18 protein-coding genes are annotated in these 18738 nt (G+C 72.5%); 5 read left to right on the forward strand and 13 right to left on the reverse strand.

Going from position 1 to position 18738, the window contains the following annotated elements; all coding sequences use genetic code 11:
- The first annotated feature begins 67 nt into the window (after nt 1–67).
- On the forward strand, nt 68–631 hold the full coding sequence (locus QM699_RS13030) for an isopentenyl-diphosphate Delta-isomerase (RefSeq protein WP_415011529.1): 564 nt from the start codon (nt 68–70) through the stop codon (nt 629–631).
- Here QM699_RS13030 and QM699_RS13035 read toward each other — a convergent pair.
- Nucleotides 609–1037 (reverse strand): DUF1810 domain-containing protein, encoded by a 429-nt coding sequence (locus QM699_RS13035; protein WP_415011530.1) that lies wholly within the window; start codon nt 1035–1037, stop codon nt 609–611. The two genes, QM699_RS13030 and QM699_RS13035, sit on opposite strands and share 23 nt — an antisense overlap.
- Before the next feature lie 60 nt (nt 1038–1097).
- On the reverse strand, nt 1098–1898 hold the full coding sequence (locus tag QM699_RS13040) for a DeoR/GlpR family DNA-binding transcription regulator (protein ID WP_415011531.1): 801 nt from the start codon (nt 1896–1898) through the stop codon (nt 1098–1100).
- Between the two features lie 200 nt (nt 1899–2098).
- On the opposite strand from QM699_RS13040, the gene QM699_RS13045 reads away from it, so the two are divergent.
- The gene (locus tag QM699_RS13045) at nt 2099–2569 is read left to right on the forward strand and encodes an NUDIX domain-containing protein (RefSeq protein ID WP_415011532.1); all 471 of its coding nucleotides are present in this window, start codon (nt 2099–2101) and stop codon (nt 2567–2569) included.
- A 62-nt stretch (nt 2570–2631) separates the two neighbouring features.
- Here QM699_RS13045 and QM699_RS13050 read toward each other — a convergent pair whose 3' ends face one another.
- Together QM699_RS13050 and QM699_RS13055 are read right to left on the reverse strand one after the other, a co-directional pair.
- On the reverse strand, nt 2632–3630 hold the full coding sequence (locus tag QM699_RS13050) for an NAD(P)H-quinone oxidoreductase (RefSeq protein WP_415011533.1): 999 nt from the start codon (nt 3628–3630) through the stop codon (nt 2632–2634).
- 75 nt (nt 3631–3705) lie between these two features.
- The gene (locus QM699_RS13055; RefSeq protein ID WP_415012755.1) at nt 3706–4398 is read right to left on the reverse strand and encodes a COQ9 family protein; all 693 of its coding nucleotides are present in this window, start codon (nt 4396–4398) and stop codon (nt 3706–3708) included.
- Between the two features lie 183 nt (nt 4399–4581).
- Between QM699_RS13055 and rpsU the strand changes: the two genes are divergently transcribed.
- Nucleotides 4582–4788, forward strand: coding sequence for a 30S ribosomal protein S21 (rpsU, locus tag QM699_RS13060; protein ID WP_184148041.1), 207 nt, complete (start codon nt 4582–4584; stop codon nt 4786–4788).
- A gap of 108 nt (nt 4789–4896) precedes the next feature.
- On the opposite strand, the gene QM699_RS13065 is transcribed toward rpsU, so the two are convergent.
- The 6 genes from QM699_RS13065 to QM699_RS13090 all read right to left on the reverse strand — a co-directional run bounded on the left by QM699_RS13065 (nt 4897) and on the right by QM699_RS13090 (nt 11518).
- Nucleotides 4897–7059 (reverse strand): TonB-dependent siderophore receptor, encoded by a 2163-nt coding sequence (locus QM699_RS13065; protein WP_415011534.1) that lies wholly within the window; start codon nt 7057–7059, stop codon nt 4897–4899.
- Nucleotides 7060–7237: 178 nt separating this feature from the next.
- A complete protein-coding gene (locus QM699_RS13070; RefSeq protein WP_415011535.1) occupies nt 7238–7861 on the reverse strand; it encodes an exopolysaccharide biosynthesis protein in 624 nt (207 codons plus the stop codon).
- Nucleotides 7862–7914: 53 nt separating this feature from the next.
- A complete protein-coding gene (locus tag QM699_RS13075; protein ID WP_415011536.1) occupies nt 7915–8514 on the reverse strand; it encodes a hypothetical protein in 600 nt (199 codons plus the stop codon).
- A 29-nt stretch (nt 8515–8543) separates the two neighbouring features.
- The gene (locus tag QM699_RS13080; protein WP_415011537.1) at nt 8544–8711 is read right to left on the reverse strand and encodes an aa3-type cytochrome c oxidase subunit IV; all 168 of its coding nucleotides are present in this window, start codon (nt 8709–8711) and stop codon (nt 8544–8546) included.
- Between the two features lie 57 nt (nt 8712–8768).
- A complete protein-coding gene (locus tag QM699_RS13085; protein WP_415011538.1) occupies nt 8769–9845 on the reverse strand; it encodes an MBL fold metallo-hydrolase in 1077 nt (358 codons plus the stop codon).
- On the reverse strand, nt 9842–11518 hold the full coding sequence (locus QM699_RS13090; protein WP_415011539.1) for an acyl-CoA dehydrogenase: 1677 nt from the start codon (nt 11516–11518) through the stop codon (nt 9842–9844). Before QM699_RS13090 ends, QM699_RS13085 begins: the two co-directional genes overlap by 4 nt.
- Before the next feature lie 139 nt (nt 11519–11657).
- Here QM699_RS13090 and QM699_RS13095 point away from each other — a divergent pair, with 139 nt between their 5' ends.
- Both QM699_RS13095 and QM699_RS13100 read left to right on the forward strand, forming a co-directional pair.
- Nucleotides 11658–12701: an L-threonylcarbamoyladenylate synthase gene (locus QM699_RS13095; RefSeq protein ID WP_415011540.1), complete on the forward strand. Its 1044-nt coding sequence runs from the start codon at nt 11658–11660 to the stop codon at nt 12699–12701.
- Nucleotides 12702–12713: 12 nt separating this feature from the next.
- Nucleotides 12714–13319: a hypothetical protein gene (locus QM699_RS13100; RefSeq protein WP_415011541.1), complete on the forward strand. Its 606-nt coding sequence runs from the start codon at nt 12714–12716 to the stop codon at nt 13317–13319.
- A 24-nt stretch (nt 13320–13343) separates the two neighbouring features.
- Here QM699_RS13100 and QM699_RS13105 read toward each other — a convergent pair whose 3' ends face one another.
- The 3 genes from QM699_RS13105 to QM699_RS13115 form a co-directional block, all read right to left on the reverse strand.
- Nucleotides 13344–16484: an efflux RND transporter permease subunit gene (locus tag QM699_RS13105; protein WP_415011542.1), complete on the reverse strand. Its 3141-nt coding sequence runs from the start codon at nt 16482–16484 to the stop codon at nt 13344–13346.
- Nucleotides 16484–17629, reverse strand: a complete 1146-nt coding sequence (locus QM699_RS13110; protein WP_415011543.1) for an efflux RND transporter periplasmic adaptor subunit — start codon at nt 17627–17629, stop codon at nt 16484–16486. Before QM699_RS13110 ends, QM699_RS13105 begins: the two co-directional genes overlap by 1 nt.
- A gap of 96 nt (nt 17630–17725) precedes the next feature.
- Nucleotides 17726–18706, reverse strand: a complete 981-nt coding sequence (locus tag QM699_RS13115; protein ID WP_415011544.1) for a glutathione S-transferase family protein — start codon at nt 18704–18706, stop codon at nt 17726–17728.
- Between the last annotated feature and the right edge of the window lie 32 nt (nt 18707–18738).

Consider the following 18738-nt stretch of genomic DNA (forward strand, 5'->3'; position numbering starts at 1 on the left):
CCCGGTCGATCCGCGCGCGGCCCGACTTTCGTCTTGAACTGTTTCAGCGGGATCGCGAAGACGCGCCATGTCCCAGATCAAAGACGACCTGATTCCGGCCTGGACTCTCAGCGGTCTCGCGCCGGTGCCAAAGCTCGAGGTCCATCGCCGCGGCCTGCTTCACCCGGCCGTGTCGGTCTTCCTCGTCACCGGCACCGGGACCGAGGCGCGCACGCTCATCCAGCGCCGGGCGGCGGGCAAATACCACTCCGGCCTGCTCTGGGCCAACGCCTGCTGCACGCATCCGCGCTGGGGCGAAGCGCCGCTTGACTGCGCCCACCGCCGCCTGCGCGAGGAGCTCGGCGTCTCGGGCCTCGCGCTCGACTGGCGCGAGCGGCTCACCTACCGCGCCGAGGTCGGCGAGAGCCTGGTCGAGCACGAGGAGGTCGACGTCTTCGTCGCCCACTGCCCGGCGGAGCCCGCGCTCGCGCCCGACCCCGCCGAGGTCGCGGACGTCCGCTGGATCGGGCTCGCGGCGCTGGCGGGCGAGATCGCCGCCGCGCCGACCGACTTCGCCCCGTGGCTGCGGATCTATCTCGACGGGCACGCCGGGCAGATCTTCGGCACGGTCAGCGCAGGTCCGCGCCCTTGAGCAATGCCAGCGTGCGCGGGTCCGGCACCCCATCGGAGAACGCCGCGAGCGCCGCGCCGAACAGCGGCTCGGCGGGGTCCGCCGCCTGGAACAGCGTCATCGACGAGCGGAGCTTCAGCGCGTCGACATGCCCGAGGATCAGGCTCGCCTCACGCCCCGCATGACAGAGGATCAGCCCCGTCGCTTGCCGGAGACGGGGGGCGAGAACGGGATGCGCGAGATAGCTGCGCGCCTCGGCCAGCGATCCGATGGCAAATCGCACGGCCGTCTCGCTGCCGCCGAGCCCGGCGATCTGCGGGAAGACGAACCACATCCAGTGGCTGCGCTTGCGCCCGGCGGCAAGCTCGGCCGTGACGGCCGGCCAGACCGCATCCTGGGCCGAAACGAAGATGTCGAACCGGGTCACGCCTGCGATCCTCTCCCACGCCGGGAAGAACGCCCGCCGGTCTTCGCCGTTCCCGCCGCGTCACTCCGCCGCGGATGCCGCCGGCGCAACCGGCGCGACGACGATGAGCCGCACCCCCGCCGCCTCGACCATCGCCGCCGCCCGATCGTCCAGCCGGTCGTCGGTGATGATCGTGGCGATCCGCTCGAGCCCGCACAGGATCAGGCTCGAGCGCCGGGCGAACTTGCTCGAGTCGACCAGCACCACCAGCTCGTCGGCCTGGTTGACCAGCTTCTGCTCGGCCTGGATCAGCAGCGGGTCGGCCTCCATCAGCCCCAGCGCGCCGACGCCCTGTGCCCCCATGAACATGTGCCGGGCGTAGAAGTTTCGGGTGACGTCGTTCTCGAACGGCGAAAGCACGATCATCTGCTCGCGATAGATCGTGCCGCCGGGCAGCAGCACCGCGTTGCGCGACTGGCGCAGCAGGTGCTCGGCGATCGGGAACGAGTTGGTCATCACCTGCAGCCGCCGGGTGGCGAGCGGATAGACCATCTGGAACGTGGTCGTCCCGCCGTTGATGATGATCGACTCGCCGTCCTCGCACATCTCGACCGCCGCGCGCGCGATCGCCCGCTTCTCGGCGACATGCGACGTCTCGTTCAGGCTCCACGGCCGCCCCGCGAGCCCGGCGAAGGCCGGCGGCGTGATCGCCTCGGCGCCGCCACGCACCCGGCGCAGCTTTTTCTGCATGTGCAGCGCCGCGATGTCGCGGCGGACCGTCGCCTCCGACGATTCGGTCAGCTCGACCATCTCCTGCACCGTCACCAGCGGCTTGCCCTGGACGGCGGCGAGGATCACGCGATGCCGCTCCCTCTCGTGCACGGCGCTCCTCCCCGGGTTCTGCCGCCGGCAGGCTCGCACCCGGATGGCGCCGCGTCAATCATCTCCGATCAACTCCCGCCATCAGGCGCCGCGCACGTCGCCTCCGACGCCGCTCTCGCCAGACGCGACCCGGTCCGCATTGCCGCCCCGACGCCCGCGCCCTACGTTGGTGTGCCCGCGACCCGAAAGGACGACGCGCCGTGCTCCGCACGCTCCACCTTCATGCCGGCGTCCTGCTCAGCCGGCTGACCGAGATGTTCCGCCCGCGGCTCAGCCTCGGCGTGCGGCTCGTTGCGCTCGACGACGCGGGCGGCGTCTTTCTCGTGCGCCACTCCTACCTTCCCGGCCTGCACCTGCCCGGCGGCGCGGTCGACCCCGACGAGACCTGCCGGGCGGCGGCGGTCCGAGAGGCGGCGGAGGAGGGCGGGCTGGTCCTGGCCGGCCCGCCGGAGCTGTTCGGCGTCTATCGCAGCGGCTTCGGCGGGCGCCGCGACCATGTCGTCCTCTACGTCAGCCGCGGCGCGCGGCAGCCGCATCCGAAGCGCGCCTCGCTCGAAATCCTGTCCGCGGCCTTCTATCCGCTCGCCGACCTGCCGGGCGACGCCAACCGCCCGACCCGCGAGCGTCTCGCCGAGGTGATCGACGGGGCGCCGCAGAGCGAGACCTGGTGAGGCTCGGCGGCCGTCTGGAAATCCGGCACCGGGCCGACCCGTCCGAGTTTTCAAGCCGGCTCTCAGGCCACCTCGAGCACGATCTTGCCCGTGACCTCGCCCGACTCGAGCCGGGCGTGCGCCTCCGCCGCCTGGTCGAGCGGAAAGGTCTCGGCGATGACCGGGGCGATCCGCGCCGCGTCGAGCAGCGGCCAGACCTCGCGGCGCAGCGCCTCGGCGATCCGCGCCTTGGCCTCCACCGACTGCGGCCGCAGGGTGGAGCCGGTGATGGTCAACCGCTTCACCATGACGATGGCGAAGTTCAACGCCGCCTCCGCGCCCTTCTGGTGCGCGATCATCACCAGCCGCCCGTCCGGCGCCAGCGCCCGCACGTCGCGGGCAAGATAGTCGCCGCCCACCATGTCGAGGATCACGTCGACGCCACGGCCGCCGGTCGCGTCCTTCACCGCCGCGACGAAATCCGCCTCGCGGTGGTTCACCGCCATCTCGGCCCCGAGGTCGAGGCAGGCCTGGCACTTCGCCTCGCTGCCGGCGGTCACGAACACCCGCGCGCCGCGCGCCCGCGCGATCTGGATCGCCGTGGTGCCGATCCCCGACGAGCCGCCGTGCACCAGCAGGCTCTCGCCCGCCAGCAGCCGGCCGCGCTCGAAGACATTGCTCCAAACCGTGAAAAAGGTCTCGCAGAGGCCGGCGGCCTCCACCATGCCGAGCGGCTTCGGCACCGGCAGGGCGTGGTCGGCCGGCGTGACGACATATTCCGCGTAGCCGCCGCCGGGCAGCAGCGCGCAGACCGGGTCGCCCACATGCCAGCGCGAGACGCCCGCGCCCACCGCCGCCACCTCGCCCGCCGCCTCGAGCCCCGGCAGGTCCGACGCCCCCGGTGGCGGCGCATAGGAGCCGGCGCGCTGCAGCAGGTCGGGCCGGTTGACCCCGGCCGCGCGCACCCGGATCAGGATCTCGCCGGCCGCCGGCTGCGGCACCTTGCGCACGCCGGGCACCAGCACCTCCGGACCGCCCGGCCCGCTGATCTCGACGACGCGCATCTCTCCCGGCAGGCCCATGGCCGCATCCCTCCCTCGTTCGCCCCTCCTCTCTCCCCCGCGGCCCGCCGTGGGGTCAAGGGCCGGGGGACGGCCTCAGGAGTCGAGTGCGCCCGGCAGGCCCGGGGACGGCCGCGGCGCCTGGATCCGGTCGAGAAGCGCGGCCGGCCCCTTGAGCAGCGCGGCCGCGATCGGATTCGCCCGGACCTTGGCCTTCGCCCCCTCGATTCGCATCACGTCGTCGATCCGGCGCGCGACGAACTCCCGCGTGGCGGAAAAGCCCGGCGTCTCGTCCCCGAGCCAGTAGAGCAGCGCCGAGGAATAGACCGCCGCCAGCGTGGCCCGCTTCGAGTACCAGGAAAAGTCCCGCGCCGTGTCGCCGAGGCCGGACCAGATCGTATCGGCTGTCTGCCAGATCGCCCGCGCGCCGTCGGCGGCGTGGGTCGGCAGCGCGAACAGCGTCGCCCCCCGCCGCACCGCCTCGCGGTCGGCCCCGACCAGCTCGAGCCGGCGCATCACCGCCCAGGCCACCTTGTCGCGGAACCGCAGCCCCAGCAGGTCGGTCGAGGCCAGTTCCGCCGCCAGCTCCGCATCCCGCGCGGCATGGAACGCGAGCGCGAGATCAAGGCCGCCGCGCGGGAACGCCAGCCGCGCGAGCGCCGGGTCCACACCCGCGTCCGTCACCGCGCCGGCCAGCGTGCGGTCGCTCCAGCCGTCGAAGGCCACGTGCGGCAGTGCCGCCGCCAGCACCGCGGCCCGCGTCGCAGCCAGATGGTCGTCCTCGGCCATGCGTTCGTCGGCCATGCGTTCGTCGGTCGGGCTTTCGTCGGTCATCGTGTCGATCCCCCAATTCTCCGGAGCCGGCTCTCGACAGCCGGCGCTTCCAGAGCTATATAGCGCCCCTCGGCCGGTTTTCGAACCGGCCTTCGTCATTCGCTCATGCACGCAAAACGGGAAGGTGGTGAAAGCACAGTGCAGGTAATGGTTCGTGACAACAACGTCGATCAGGCGTTGCGCGCGCTCAAGAAGAAGCTGCAGCGCGAGGGCGTCTTCCGCGAAATGAAGCTCCGGCAGCATTTCGAGAAGCCGTCCGTCAAGAAGGCCCGTGAGCGGGCCGAGGCCATCCGTCGCGCGCGCAAGCTGGCGCGCAAGAAGATGCAGCGCGAGGGCCTCCTCTGACCCCCTGACCGACAGGTCACGACGCTTTTCACCGGGCCGCGCTCTTGGGCGCGGCCTTTCGCATTTCAGGCGTGCCGATGGCGGGGGGCGCCGCCGCCCCCTGCCGTCTCACCAGGTCTTCGTCAGCGTCAGCTCCACAGTCCGCGGCTCGCCGTAGAAGCACATGTAGGTGCAGGCCGCCACGAACGTCCTGTCCGTCAGGTTGGTGCCGTTCATCGCCACCCGCCAGCCGTTCGCGAAGTCGTAGCGCACCATCGCGTCGACCAGCGTCACCCCCGGGATCGTCACGTCCGGCATCCAGTAGCCCGTCGTGTCGCCGACGTAGCGCACGCCCGCGCCAGCCCGGAGACCCGGCAGCCCGAACGCGCTGAAGCTGTAGTCGGCCCAGAGCGACGCCTGATTGTACGGCACCCCGCCGGTGCGCCGGCCGACGTTCTCCGGTGTCAGCGGGCTGCTCTTCGTCGTGCGCGCGTCGGTGTAGGCATAGGCCGCGATCACGTCGAGATTGTCGGTGAGGCTCGCCCGCGCCTCCAGCTCCAGCCCGCGCGAGCGCACCTCGCCCTCCTGGATCGAGAAGTTCGGGTCGACCGGGTCCGTCACCAGCACGTTCTGCTGCTTGATCTGGTAGACCGATGCGGTCAGCAGCATGTCGGCGCCCGGCGGCTGGTAGCGCACGCCTGCCTCGATCTGCTGGCCGGTGGTCGGCTCGAATCGCTGCAGGTTGCGGTCGACGCCGCCCGTGGGCTCGAACGACGTGCTGTAGCTGACGTAGGGCGCGATGCCGTTCGGCGCGAGATAGATGATCCCCGCCCGCCCGGTGAAGGCGCTCGTGTCCTCTTCGCTCCGGAACGAAGTACCGGCGTAAACACCGCGGTCGAGGTAGTCGACCCAGTCGTGCCGGCCGCCGAGCGACACCACCCAGCGGTCGCCGACGTGGACCTGGTCCTGCAGGTAGAGGCCGTAGCGCTTGTACTCTTCGCGCTCGACATACGTGGCGCTCACGTCGCCGAGCGCGCCGCCATAGACCGGATCGAACAGGTCGAGCGGGTCTGCCGAGCGGTTGGCGCGGTCGGTCTCGTGCCGCGACTTCGTGGCCTCGAAGCCGAGCAGCGTCTTGTGCGTGGTGCCGCCGAGGCTCCAGTCGTACTGCAGCGAAGTGTCCGACACCGCCGCGTCCGACCAGTCCGCACGGTCTTGCGCGTTGCGGGTGATCGTCCGCATGTCGTCCTGCAGCGTGTCGAGCCAGATCGACGGCATGTCCACGTCGGCCCGGTCGTACCGCACGCCGCTGCGGAAGGTGAGCGGCACCGTCTCGAACGCGTGCTCGAACAGCACCGCCGCCGACTTCCGCGTCGTCTCGTAGCGATCATACCCCGGCTCGCCGACGAAGCGCTGCAGCGGGATCTGCCCGTTCGGGTTCGGCAGCACCGTTCCCTCCGCCGGCAGGCCGTAGATGTACTTGCTCTTGTCGCGCTGGTAGAGCCCGAGCAGCGTCACCGACGTCCGCTCGTCCGGACGCCAGGTCAGCGCCGGCGCGAGGAACTGCCGGTCGTTCGGCACGTAGTCGACCGCCGTATCGGCATTGCGCCACAGCCCCGTCAGCCGGTAGGACAGCGCCCCGTCCGCGTCGAGCGGACCGCCGAAGTCGCCCGAAACCTGGGTGGTGTCGAAGCTGCCGAGCGTGAAGTTCAGCTCGCGCAGGGGCGTGTCGGTCGGCCGCTTGCTGACGCTGTTCACCACGCCCCCGGGCGCGGCCATGCCGTAGAGCACCGACGACGGCCCGCGCAGCATCTCGATCCGCTCGAGGCCGTAGAGCTCCTGCGATCCGTCGAACACGTTCACCGTGTAGCGCAGGCCGTCGCGGAAGAAGCTGCCGTAGTACGGGTCCACCCGGAAGCCCCGCGCCATCAGCGAATCGCCGGCGTAGTCGAGCCCGCCGAACGTCGTGATCCCGGCGCTGTAGCCGAACGCCTGCCCCACGGTCTGCGCACCGATCGCCTGCATCTCGTCGGTGCCGACCACCGTCACCGACTGCGGCGCCTCCAGGATCGGCACGTCGAGCTTCGTCGCGGTCGCGGTGTCGGCCGGCACGATGCCGTCGACCGGTCCGCTGCCGTCGAGCGTCCGCCCGGTGATGACCAGGGTCTCGAGCACCATGCCCGCCCCCGTCTCCTGCGTCTCCTGTGTCTGCTGCGCGTCGGCAGGCAGGGCGCCCGCCAACGCGCCCAACGTGGCGAGGACCGCTGCGCGGCCCGCCGTCAATTCTGTCATCTCGCTCTTCCCCGGATCGGGGGCTTGCGCCCCTGCGTTCGCTCCGGCCGGACGTGGCGATATGGCTAAAGCCGACCCCGGGGCCGGGACTAGAAAGCCTGACGCTTTCCGTCAAGAAGTCGTGATCCGAATTCCGAGGGCCGTGTCCCGTCCGCGCGCGTCTGGCGGATCGCCGGCGTCAGAGCCCGAAGCCCTGCTCCACCAGGTGCGCCCCGCCTTCCGCCAGTCCCCAGGCAAAGCCCGACGCCACGACGACGCCCGCGGCGGCGACCCCGCCACCGGCCGCGACCATCAGCCCGTCGCGCGCCAGCAGGCCGAGCGCCATCAGCACCAGCGCCAGCCCGGGCAGCGAGTTGCCGAACGGGATCGGCAGGAAGATGATCGTCGCGAGCAGCAGCCCGATCGCGCCCACCACGCGCCGCCCGACCCGGCCGGTCAGCACCGCGTGCCGCGGCCGCATCCGGGCCTCCAGCCGCTCGAGCCGCGGGACGACGCGCTCGACCAGCCGCGCCAGATCCACGCGCCGCACCGACCGGCGCCGGATGATCCCGGGCAGCCACGGCCGGCGGCGGCCGAGCATCATCTGCGCGGTGACGAGGATCAGCGGCGCGCCGAGGACCGCCGAGATGCCGGGCAGCGCCACGGGCAGAATGTTCGGCGCCGCGAACAGCACGATCAGCGGCCCGTAGGCGCCGATCTCGAACGCCTCGACCAGATCGCCGAACGACACGCGCTCGCCCGTGCCGCTGCGCGCCAGCCGGCGCAGGACGCCCGAGATGCCTGCACCGGCGGGCGCCGCCACGGCCGGAACTGCGGGCTCCGCGCCATCCGGGAAGTGCGGTTGTGCCGCGCCGGTCACGATCGCGGCTGGTCGCTGTGCTCCCAGACCTTGTTCTGACCGATGTCGTTCTCGTAGACGAAGGTGGTGCCGACCCCGGGCATCCTCTCGAAATCCTTGCGGAGCGCCTCCGGGAAGACGCTCTTGGTCACGCCCTCGAACGGGGCGACCGGGCGCAGCACGTCGGCGGTGGCGAGCGAGCACATCATCTTCATCTGCTGCCCCTCCGCCTGGGCATTGGCGATCAGCTGGTCCGCCTGCGCCCGGGTGATCGGCACCTTGTCGGCCTCGACGAAGTAGCCGAAGCGGGCATGATACCGCTCGTAATAATCCACGTAGCGCGGCGTCATCCCGTAGTGGATATCCCCCGCCCGCGGCAGATCCGGGTGGGTGAAGGTGCCGGCGGGGTCGAAGAGCACCTGCTGCGAGCCGTTGATGAGCAGACCCGCGTGCTCCGACCGCCCGGAGGATTCGTTCACCATCGACATCAGCGTCACGGAGGGCGGCTCGGGGCTGACATAGCGCGCCGCCTCGATCGCCTCGGGCGTGGCGGGCTTGTAGACCTCGCAGCCGGCCAGCGCCGACACCGCGGCCAGGGCGATGATCGCGCGGCGCAAGGCGGTCCCCTTCCCGATCGGTTCCCGGATCAGGCGTTGACCAGCGCGATGAAGATCAGCAGCAGCGCGGCAAAGCCGAAGACATAGACCCAGAAGCGGATGAACGACTCGAACGTGCGCTGATGCTCGGCCGCGTCGTTGATCGCCGGCACGTGCGCCGCTGCGTGGCCGACATGCCCGTGGGATTCGCTCGCCATCACCCGTCTCCTCAACGCTCGCCCGGGCACGCGCCACGGTCCGGTTCGGTCGAGGTTCTACCGTGAAGCGCGCGGCGTGTCAGTCGCTTTTTCGTCGCAGGCGACCGCCTGCCAGCGCCACGCGCCGTCCTCGCCACGCCTGCGCAGCGCCCGTCCGGTGCGCACCAGCCGGTTCAGGTGGCCGACCGCCTCGCCGAGCGCCAGCAGGTACTCGCCCGATCCGATCGCCCGACCGTACAGCACGCCGAAGCAGTCGGTCGCCCGCTGCGGCTCCACGAGGTGCGCCGCCAGCCGGTCGAGCCCCGCCTCGCCATGCTCCGCCAGCTCGGCCAGCCGCGCGCCCAGCCCGAGGAACGGCCGCCGGTGCCCCGGCAGCGCCAGTTGCCCCGGCGCGGCCAGCGCCCCGAGCCGGCGGCAGGAGACGAGCCACTCGCCCACCGGATCGGCCTCCGGCTCGGTCGCATAGACCCCGAGGTTCGGCGTGATCCCCGGCAGCACTTGGTCGCCGACGACGACCAGCTCGTGCCCGATGCCCCAGAGCGTCGCCTGCTCCGGCGCATGGCCATGGCCGATCTCGACCCGCCAGCGCCGCCCGCCCGCGACGATCTCGTCGTCCTGCGCGATCGCGCGAAACCCGAGCGGCAGCGGCGCCACGCAGTCGGCGTAGTTGAACGGCCGGCGCCCCGCCCGCTCGGCCAGCACATCCTCCGGCATGCCGCCCGCGCGCCAGTAGGCGAGCGTCTCGGCCCGCGGGCGCTCCTGCTCGTCGAGCGTCAGCATCCGCGTCGCCAGCCACGCCGTCCGCGTCGCCCACAGCTCCGCGCCGCGCGCCTGCAGCCAGCCCGCGAGCCCCACGTGATCGGGATGATGATGCGTCAGCAGCACCCGCCGCACCGGCCGCCCCGCCAGCGGCCCGGCCAGCAGCGCCTCCCAGACCTGCCGCGTGCGCGGCGTGTCGAGCCCGGTGTCCACCACGCTCCACCCGTCGCCGTCGTCGAGCGCATAGGCGTTCACGTGGTCCGGCCGGAAGCTCTCCAGCGGGATGCGCAGCCACAGCACCCCCTCGGCCACCTCCACCGCCTCGCCCGGCGCCGGCGGGGCGAACGGAAAGACGATCTCCGCCGCGTCCTTCACGCGCCGGCCACGCCGTCGAGCGCCCCCGCCCCCTGGCACGCCGCCTCGCAGAGCGCCGCGACCTCGGGCAGGATCTGACGGATGTGGAACCGCGCGAGCGGCATCCGCCCCGCCTCCGCCAGTGCCGCCTTGAGCAGGTAGTGCCCGCCCAGCACCAGCGCGAATGCCCGAAGATAGCGCGTCGCGCCGGCAAAGCGATCGTTCGGCTCGGCCGCCAGCATCCATGCCGTCGCCGACGCCACGTCGAGCGCCGCGTCCGCCAGCCGCTCGCCGAGATCGCCGCCCGCCGCTGCCGCGGTCTCCGCCACCTCGCCCAGCAGCGCGCGGGCCGCGACGCCACCGTCGCCGAGCTTGCGCCCGACCAGATCCATCGCCTGCACGCCGTTCGTGCCCTCGTAGATCGCCGTCACCCGCACGTCGCGATAGAACTGCGCGACCCCGGTCTCCTCGACATAGCCCATGCCGCCGAAGACCTGCACCGCCAGCTCGGCCACCGCGCAGCCCGCGTCCGTGCCATGGGCTTTGGCGATCGGCGTCAGGAACGCCGCCCGCGCCGCCCACTCCGGCGCGGCCGTAGCCGTGCCCATGTCGATCGACACCGCGCAGTCGAGGCAGATCCCCCGCGCCGTCGCCACGGCAGAGGCCATCGTCGCCAGCATCCGCCGCACGTCGGGGAAGCCGGCGATCGTCTCGCCGCTCGGGGGCCGCCCCTGCCGCCGCTCGGCCGCAAAGGCGCACGCGGCCTGATACGCCGCCTCCGCCTGCGACAGCCCCTGCACGCCCACGCCGAGACGGGCGTTGTTCATCATCGTGAACATCGCCGCCATCCCCTGATGCGGGCCCCCGACCAGCCAGCCGGTCGCGCCGTCGAACTCCATCACGCAGGTCGGGCTGCCATGCAGGCCGAGCTTGTGCTCGAGCGAGATCGGGCGCACCGCGTTCGCCACGCCCGGCTCGCCCGCGGCGTCGGGAATCCGCTTCGGCACCAGGAACAGCGACAGCCCCCGCGTCCCCGGCGCCCCGTCCGGCAGCCGTGCCAGCACGAGGTGGCAGACGTTCTCCGCCACGTCGTGATCGCCCCACGAGATGAAGATCTTCTGCCCGGTGACACGGTACGTGCCATCGCCCGCCGCCTCGGCCCGGGTCGTGACCGCCCCGACGTCGGTCCCCGCCTGCGGCTCGGTCAGGTTCATCGTTCCGGTCCAGGTGCCCGCGACCAGCTTCGGCAGGTAGAGCGCCTTCAGCTCGTCGCCCGCATGATGCTCCAGCGCCTCGATCTGCCCCTGGCTCAGCAGCGGGCAGAGCGACAGCGCGAGGTTTGCCCCGGAGCACACCTCGTTCAGGCATTCGAGCAGGGTCACGGGCAGGCCCATCCCGCCCCACGCCGGATCCGCCGCGAGCCCGACCCAGCCGCCTTCCGCCAGCGTGCGGTAGGCCGCCCCGAACCCCGGCGTCGTGCGCACCACGCCGTTCTCCAGCCGCGCCGGCTCGAGATCGCCGGCGCGGCGCAGCGGCGCCAGCACGTCCTCGGCCAGCCGTGCCGCTTCGCCGAGGATCGCCTCCACCGCTTCGGGCGTCGCCTCGGCAAAGCGCTCCGTCGCCGCCACCCGGTCGAACCCGAGCACCCGGTCGAGCAGGAAGCGCATCTCGGCAACGGGGGCGCGGTAAGTCATGCAACAGGTTCCTTCGGGAGCGGCCCGCACGGTGGACGGATGGTGGCCGCTCGGGCTATGGCAGGGGCGCGGGCGGCGGAGGATAGGCGCCACCCGCGCCCCTGCCAAGCCGAACCACCCGGCCGGAATGCTGCATCACATGCCCGATCCCGACGCCGCCGCGCTCAACACCGTCGTCCTGTCGCCCACGCCGCGCGGCCTGCGCGCCGCCGCCGGCCTGCTGCGGTCAGGCGCGCTGGTCGCCTTCCCGACCGAGACGGTCTATGGCCTCGGCGCCGACGCCCGGTCGGATCGGGCCGTCGCCGCGATCTACGCCGCCAAGGGCCGCCCGAGCTTCAACCCGCTCATCGTCCACGTCGCCGGCACCGATGACGCCGACGCGGTGGCGCGGCTCGATGGGGCCGCCCGCGCGCTCGCGGAGGCGTTCTGGCCCGGCCCGCTCACCCTCGTGCTGCCGCGCCGCCCGGGCAGCGGCCTCGCCGACCGGGTGACGGCCGGCCTTGCCACCGTCGCCGTCCGCGTCCCGGCGCACCCGCTCGCCCGCGACCTGCTCGACGCCTTCGGCGGCCCGCTTGCCGCCCCGTCCGCCAACCCGTCGGGGCGGGTGAGCGCCACGACCGCAGCCCACGTGCTCGACGGCCTGCGCGGCCGGCTCGCCGCGGTGATCGACGGCGGCGCCTGCCCGGTCGGGGTCGAATCGACCATCGTCGGCTTCGACGGCAGCGGACCGGATGGCATCGAATCGGGCGGCTTTGAATCGGGCGGCTTTGAATCGGGCGGCGGCGCCCCCGTCCTGCTCCGCCCCGGCGGCCTCGCGGCCGAGGCGATCGAGACGGTGCTCGGCCGGCCGCTCCGGGCGCGCGCGGGCAGCGCCGTCACCGCCCCGGGCCAGCTCGCCTCGCACTACGCCCCCGCCGTGCCCGTGCGTCTCGACGCCAGCGGGCCGGCGGCGGCCGAGCTCTGGCTCGGCTTCGGCCCCGGCCCGGAGGCCCCCGGCCTCAATCTCTCGCCTGGCGCCGACCTCGCCGAGGCGGCGACGAACCTCTTTGCCCACCTGCGTGCCCTCGACGCCCGCGCCGCCGTGGAGGGCGCCTCCGGCATCGCCGTGGCGCCGATCCCCCGCGACGGGCTCGGCGCGGCACTGAACGACCGCCTGACCCGCGCCGCCGCGCCGCGCGACTGAGGAGGCCCGACGATGCGCTTCACTGCCAGCCTCGAGGTCTTTTCCGACGCAAGCTGCCTCGGCTGGGTGCACGAGCTGCCCGGCTGCGCCGCGCGCGTGCGCCACCGCACCGAGATCGAGCGCGCGCTCGCCACCGAGATCCGCCGCTTCCTCGCCGAAGCGGACGAACCCCTGCCGAGGACGATCGAAATCGCCATCGCCATCGAGGCGGAGTCGTCCGGCAGCGGCCCCGAGGCGACCGCCGCGCTGATCGCTCCTGACCGCGAGGCCCTCGACCCGCTTGCCTGGGCCCGCATCGCCCACCGCCTCGCCGGCTCGCGCGAGCGCCTGCTCGACCGGCTCGACGCCGCCGGCGGGGCGGACCCCGCGCTCCTTGACGAAGCACGCCACGTCGGCCTGCTCGAACTGCTTCTCGCCGGCCAGACCTTCGACACCACCACCACCGACGGCGCGCGCAGCTATCTCGCGTGGACCCGCAGCGTGACCATGGCCCGCCTCTCCACCGCCGCCGCGAGGGACACCGGGCAGGTCAGCGGCGGCGGCGACACCGAGGCGTGGAGCGCCGCCAAGGTCGCCCGCCGGCTGGTCTGGCACGAACGGCTGCACGGCGGCGAGTGACCGGCCGCCCCCGGCCTTGCGGCCTCACTCCCCCGGCCCTCCCGCCGCCAGATCGGCCGCCGCCAGCTCCGCTTCCAGCCGCTCGGTCTCGGCCACCCGCGGCTTCGACAGCCCGGCGAGCGCCAGATAGACCACCGGCGTCAGGAACAGCGTCAGGATCGTCGCGAGGCCGAGGCCACCGACCATCACCCAGCCGAGCGCATGCCGCGCCTCCGCGCCCGCCCCGCCGGAGAACACCAGCGGCACCGCCCCGAGGATCGTCGCGGCCATGGTCATCATCACCGGCCGGAGCCGGATCCGGCACGATTCCTCGATCGCCTCCCGCACCCCCGCCCCGTGGTCGCGCAACTGGTTGGCAAACTCCACCACCAGGATGCCGTTCTTGGCGATGATCCCCACCAGCAGCACCAGCCCGATCTGGCTGTAGACGTTGAGGCTGACCCCGGTCAGCACCATCGCGACGATGGCGCAGCCGAGGCCGAGCGGCACCGTCGCCATGACGATGAGCGCCGAGACGAAGCTCTCGAACTGCGCCGCCAGCACCAGGAACACCACGAGGATCGCAAAGCCGAACGTCACGAGCAGCCCGTGGGTCGTGTCCCCGAGCGTCGCGGTGTCGGCGAGCGGGATCAGCCGCGTCCCCGGCGGCAGCGGCGCCGCAAGCTCCTGCGCCAGCGGCCACGCCGCCCCGAGGGGCAGCGCCTCGCCGAGGCCGGCGGTGACGGCGACCGCCCGCATCTGGTGCTCCCGGTCCAGCTCCGGCGCCACCGCCCGCTCGTCGAGCGTCACCACCGTCGACATCGGCACCATGTCGCCCGAGCGGGTCTGCAGGAACAGGTTCTCGAGGTCGGCGGGATCGCGCACCGGCGTCGTCGTCGAGGTGAGCTTGATGTCGTAGCTCCGGTCGCCGACGAAGACCGACCCCACCGGCGCGCCGTCCAGCACCGCCTGCATCGTCGCCCCGAGCCCGTCGATGTCGATCCCGAGATCCGACGCCCGCTCGCGGTCGACGTGGACGTAGAGCTGCGGCTGCGTCGACTCGTAGGAGGAGCGCACCTGTCCGAAGCGCGGGTCCTTTTCCAGCGCGTCGACGATCCGGTCGGCCGCCGCGCTCAGCTTGGCAAAGTCGCCGCCGACCACCGCGAACTGCAGCCCCTGCCCCGCGCCGCGGATGCCGAGCGAGTTCGGCTGGATCGCGAAGGCGCGCAGGCCCACCACCTCGCGCGCGGCCCGGCCGATGTCGGCGACGATGTCCTGCTGGCTGCGCGCGCGCTCGCCCCACGGCGCCAGCGTGAAGATCATGAAGCCGGTGTTGTCGTTGCCGTTCTGCCCGGCGATCGAGAACAGGCCGATCACCTCTCCCGCCTGCCGCAGCGGCGCGGTGCGTTCCTCGATCTCGCGCATCTTGGCCGCGGTATAGTCGAGGCTCACCCCCTGCGGCGCCTTGACGCGCAGCATCGCCTGCGCCCGGTCCTCGACCGGCGTCAGCTCCTGCGTGACGCTCTCGAACATCAGGAGCGAGGTCACGCCGAACACCGCGGCCAGCATCAGCACCACCGCCGGCGCCGCCAGCGCCGCGTGCAGGACCCGCTGGTAGAGCCCGGCCAGCGCCCCGCCGAGCCGTCCGACGATCCCGGGCGGTCCGGCGTCCGGCAGGGCGTGCGCCGTCAGCATCCGCGACGCCATCATCGGGCAGAGCGACAGCGCGACGAACGCCGAGATCGACACCGCGAGCGCCAGCGTGATGCCGAATTCGAGAAACAGCGCCCCGGTCTGCCCCGGCAGGAACGACAGCGGCACGAACACCGCCGCCAGCGTCGCGGTGGTGGCGATGACCGCGAAGAACACCTGCTCCGTCCCGAGCACCGCAGCCGCCCGCGGCCCCAGCCCCTGCGCCCGGCGCCGCACGATGTTCTCGAGCACGACGATCGCGTCGTCGACCACGAGCCCCGTGGCGAGCACCAGGGCGAGCAGCGTCAGGATGTTGATCGAGAACCCGGCCACCCAGAGCGCGGCCAGCGTGCCGATGAGCGCGACCGGGATCGACACCGCCGGGATCAGCGTCGCCCGCCAGTCGCGGATGAACAGGTAGATGATCCCGATGACGATCGCGACGGAGAGCGCCAGCGTCAGCATCACTTCGTGGATCGAGCCGTTGATGAACAGCGCGTCGTCGCCGGTGACGAAGATCTTCACCCCCGCCGGCAGGCTCGCCTGCAGGTCGGCAACCGCCCGGTGGATGCCCTGCGAGATCGTCAGCGTGTTGCTCTGCGCCTGCTTGATGACGCCGAGCCCGAGGCCGCTCTCGCCGTTCGAGCGCAGCACCGAGTTGCCGATGTCGGGGCCGAGCGTCACCGTCGCCACGTCGCCGAGACGGGTCAGCGGGTCGAGCATCAGCGCCTCGAACCCCTCCGGCGTCTCCACCGTGGCGGTGGTGCGCACCACGAGGCTCTGGTTCGACGCGGTGAGCGAGCCCGCCGGCTGGTCGAAGGCGACCGTCGCCAGCGCCTTGCGCACGTCGGCCAGCGTCAGCGCGCGGCTCGACAGGGCGAGCTGGTCGACGTCGACCCGGAAGATCCGGTCGCGCCCGCCGTAGACCGCCACGTCGGCAACCCCCTCGACCGAGATCAGCCGGTCGGTAATCTCGTTGTCGACGAGGTCGGTCAGGTCCTCGACCGGCATGGTCGAGGAGGTGACGCCGATCCGCATCACCGGGTCGGAATTCGCGTCCGCCTTGACCACGCGCGGCTCGTCCACGTCGTCCGGCAGCTGGTTGCGCACCCGGTTCACCGCGTCGCGCGCATCCGAGGCGGCGGCGTCGAGGTTCACGGAGTCGTTGAACTCGACGACCACCCGGCTGCGGCCGAAGCTGGAGGTGGACGAGATGTCGGCCACCCCGGCGATCCGGCCCATCGCCCCTTCGATGATGCCTGTCACCTCGCGGTCCACCGTCTCGGGTGCCGCGCCGGGAAAGGACGTCGTCACGGTGATGACCGGCCGGTCGACGTCCGGCAGCTCGCGGACTTCGATCGCCAGCCCGGCGGCGAGCCCGGCGATGACGATCAGGCTGTTCAGCACGATGGCGAGGATCGGCCGCCGCACGAAGAGCGCGGTGAAGCCCTTGCCGGACCCTGAGACGTCGGCCCGCGACCGCCCGCCCGCCATCAGCCGCCCGACCGGGCAGGCGGCGCGGCCGTCGTCCCCGCGGGCGCATCGCCCTCGAACCGGAACGGCGCGCCTTCGCGCAGCAGCTGCACGCCTTCGGTCACGACGCGGGTTCCGGGGGCGAGGTCGGCGTCGACCAGCACCGCATCGTCCTCGCGCTGCAAGATCCGCACCGGCACCTGCGCCGCCTTGCCGTCCCGCGCCACCCAGACGTACGGCCCCTCGGCGCTCCACTGCACCGCCAGCGGATCGACCGCCGGGTAGCTCTCGCCCGGAAACCGCAGCCCGATCGAGAACGCCATGCCGGCGCGCAGCCGGTCGTCGGCGTTGTCGAGGCTCGCCCGCACCCGCAGCGTGCGCGTCGCCGGATCGACCCGGGTGTCGAGCGTCGCGATCTCGCCGTCGAGCGAGACCCCGCCGTGCGCCAGCGGCCGCGCGCTCACCGGCAGGCCGGGGCGCACCTGCGCGACGAAGCGCTCCGGGATGCGGAAATCGACGAGGATGTGCGAGCGATCGTCGAGCGTGCCCAGCCCGGTCTGCGCCTCCACGTGGTCGCCCACGTCGACCGAGATGATCCCGACCCAGCCGTCGAACGGCGCGCGGATGACCCGGTGGTCAAGGGCGACCTCGGCGTCGCGCACCTCGAGCTCGCCCTCGCTGACCGCGAGCTCCGACTGGTGCAACTGCGCCTCCGTCACCCCGCGCGAGCCGACGAGCTGGTTGCGCTTCAGCGTCGTCCGCGCGTCCTCGAGCGCGAGCCGCGCCCGGTCGAGCGCGATCTCCTCCGCCTCCTGGTCGAGCCGGACGATGGGGGTGCCCGCCGTCACGAAGGCGCCGGACGCCACCTCCACCGCCGCGACCCGGCCGGGATCGTAGGGCGAGATCGTGACCGAGCGGATGGCGCGGCCGTCACCGATCGCCGAGACCCGGTCGTTGATCGTCGCCTCGCCGACCGGCTGGCCGATCACCACCGGCGGGCCGCCGCGCCCAGCCCCCTCCGCGGCCGGCGCCTCGACCGACGCGGTGGCGACGGGAAACCCCAGCCGCTCGACGAACGCCCCGGCCTGCGGGAAGTGCCGCACCCAGAGTGCGCCCGCCACCGCAAGCACGGCGAGCGACAGGAGCGCCTGCCTTCCCCATTTCATCGCAAGAGCTTCTCGGCCGACATGGGCCGAGGATACCGCAGACCGGGCCGCTGCGGCAGCCCCTGCCGGCCCGGTTCACCAACTTGTCGCCCGCGCTCAGGCGCCGAGCCGCGCCGCCACCGCGTCGAGCCCCGGCAGGTCGGGGCCGACCGGCACGATCCCGGTCGGGTTCAGCGACTTGACCGAGTAGTAGCCGCGCTTGATGTGGTCGATGTTCACCGTCTCGCGCACCCCCGGCAGGTCGAGCACCCGGGCGAGATAGGTCGAGAGCGCGGGATAGTCGGCGATCCGCCGCAGGTTGCACTTGAAGAGCCCGTGATAGGCCGCGTCGAAGCGCACCAGCGTGACGAAGAGCCGGATGTCGGATTCGGTGAACCGCTTGCCGAACAGGAACGGCCCCCCGGCGTCGAGCCGCGCCTCGAGCGCGTCGAGTTCGGCGAAGACGTCGGCGAACGCTTCGTCATAGGCCACCTGCGTGGTGGCGAAGCCGGCGCGATAGACGCCGTTGTTGAGCCGCGGATAGATCTCGGCATTGAGCGCGTCGATCTCGCCGAGCAGGTCGGGGGGACAGAGGTCGATGGCGCCGCGCGCCAGCCCGCCAAAGCCTGCGTTCAGCATCCGCACGATGTCGGCCGACTCGTTGTTGACGATCGTCCGCCGCACCTTGTCCCACAGCACCGGCACGGTCGCGCGTCCGGTATAGTGCGGGTCCACGCGGGTGTAGATCTCATGCAGGTAGCTGGCGCCGTTCAGTGCATCGGGGTCGGAGCCGGGATAGTCGCCGAAGCGCCACCCCTGCGCCGACAGCGCCGGCTCCACCACCGAGACGGACACCACCTCCTCGAGGCCCTTCAGCCGCCGCGCGATCAGCGTGCGCGACGCCCACGGACAGATCAGCGCGACGTAGAGGTGATAACGCCCGGCCTCGGCGGGAAAGCCGGCCGCGCCGGTCGGGCCGGCGCTGCCGTCGGGCGTCACCCAGCTGCGAAAGCCCGAGACCTGCCGGACGAAGCCGCCCTTGGCGTCGGTCGCCTGCACCGGCTGCCAGTCTTCCGTCCACTTGCCATCAACCAGCATCGCGCCTCTCCGTCCGTGACTGGCCGGGGAGA

Source organism: Amaricoccus sp., from assembly GCF_047602525.1.
Taxonomy (GTDB): domain Bacteria; phylum Pseudomonadota; class Alphaproteobacteria; order Rhodobacterales; family Rhodobacteraceae; genus Amaricoccus.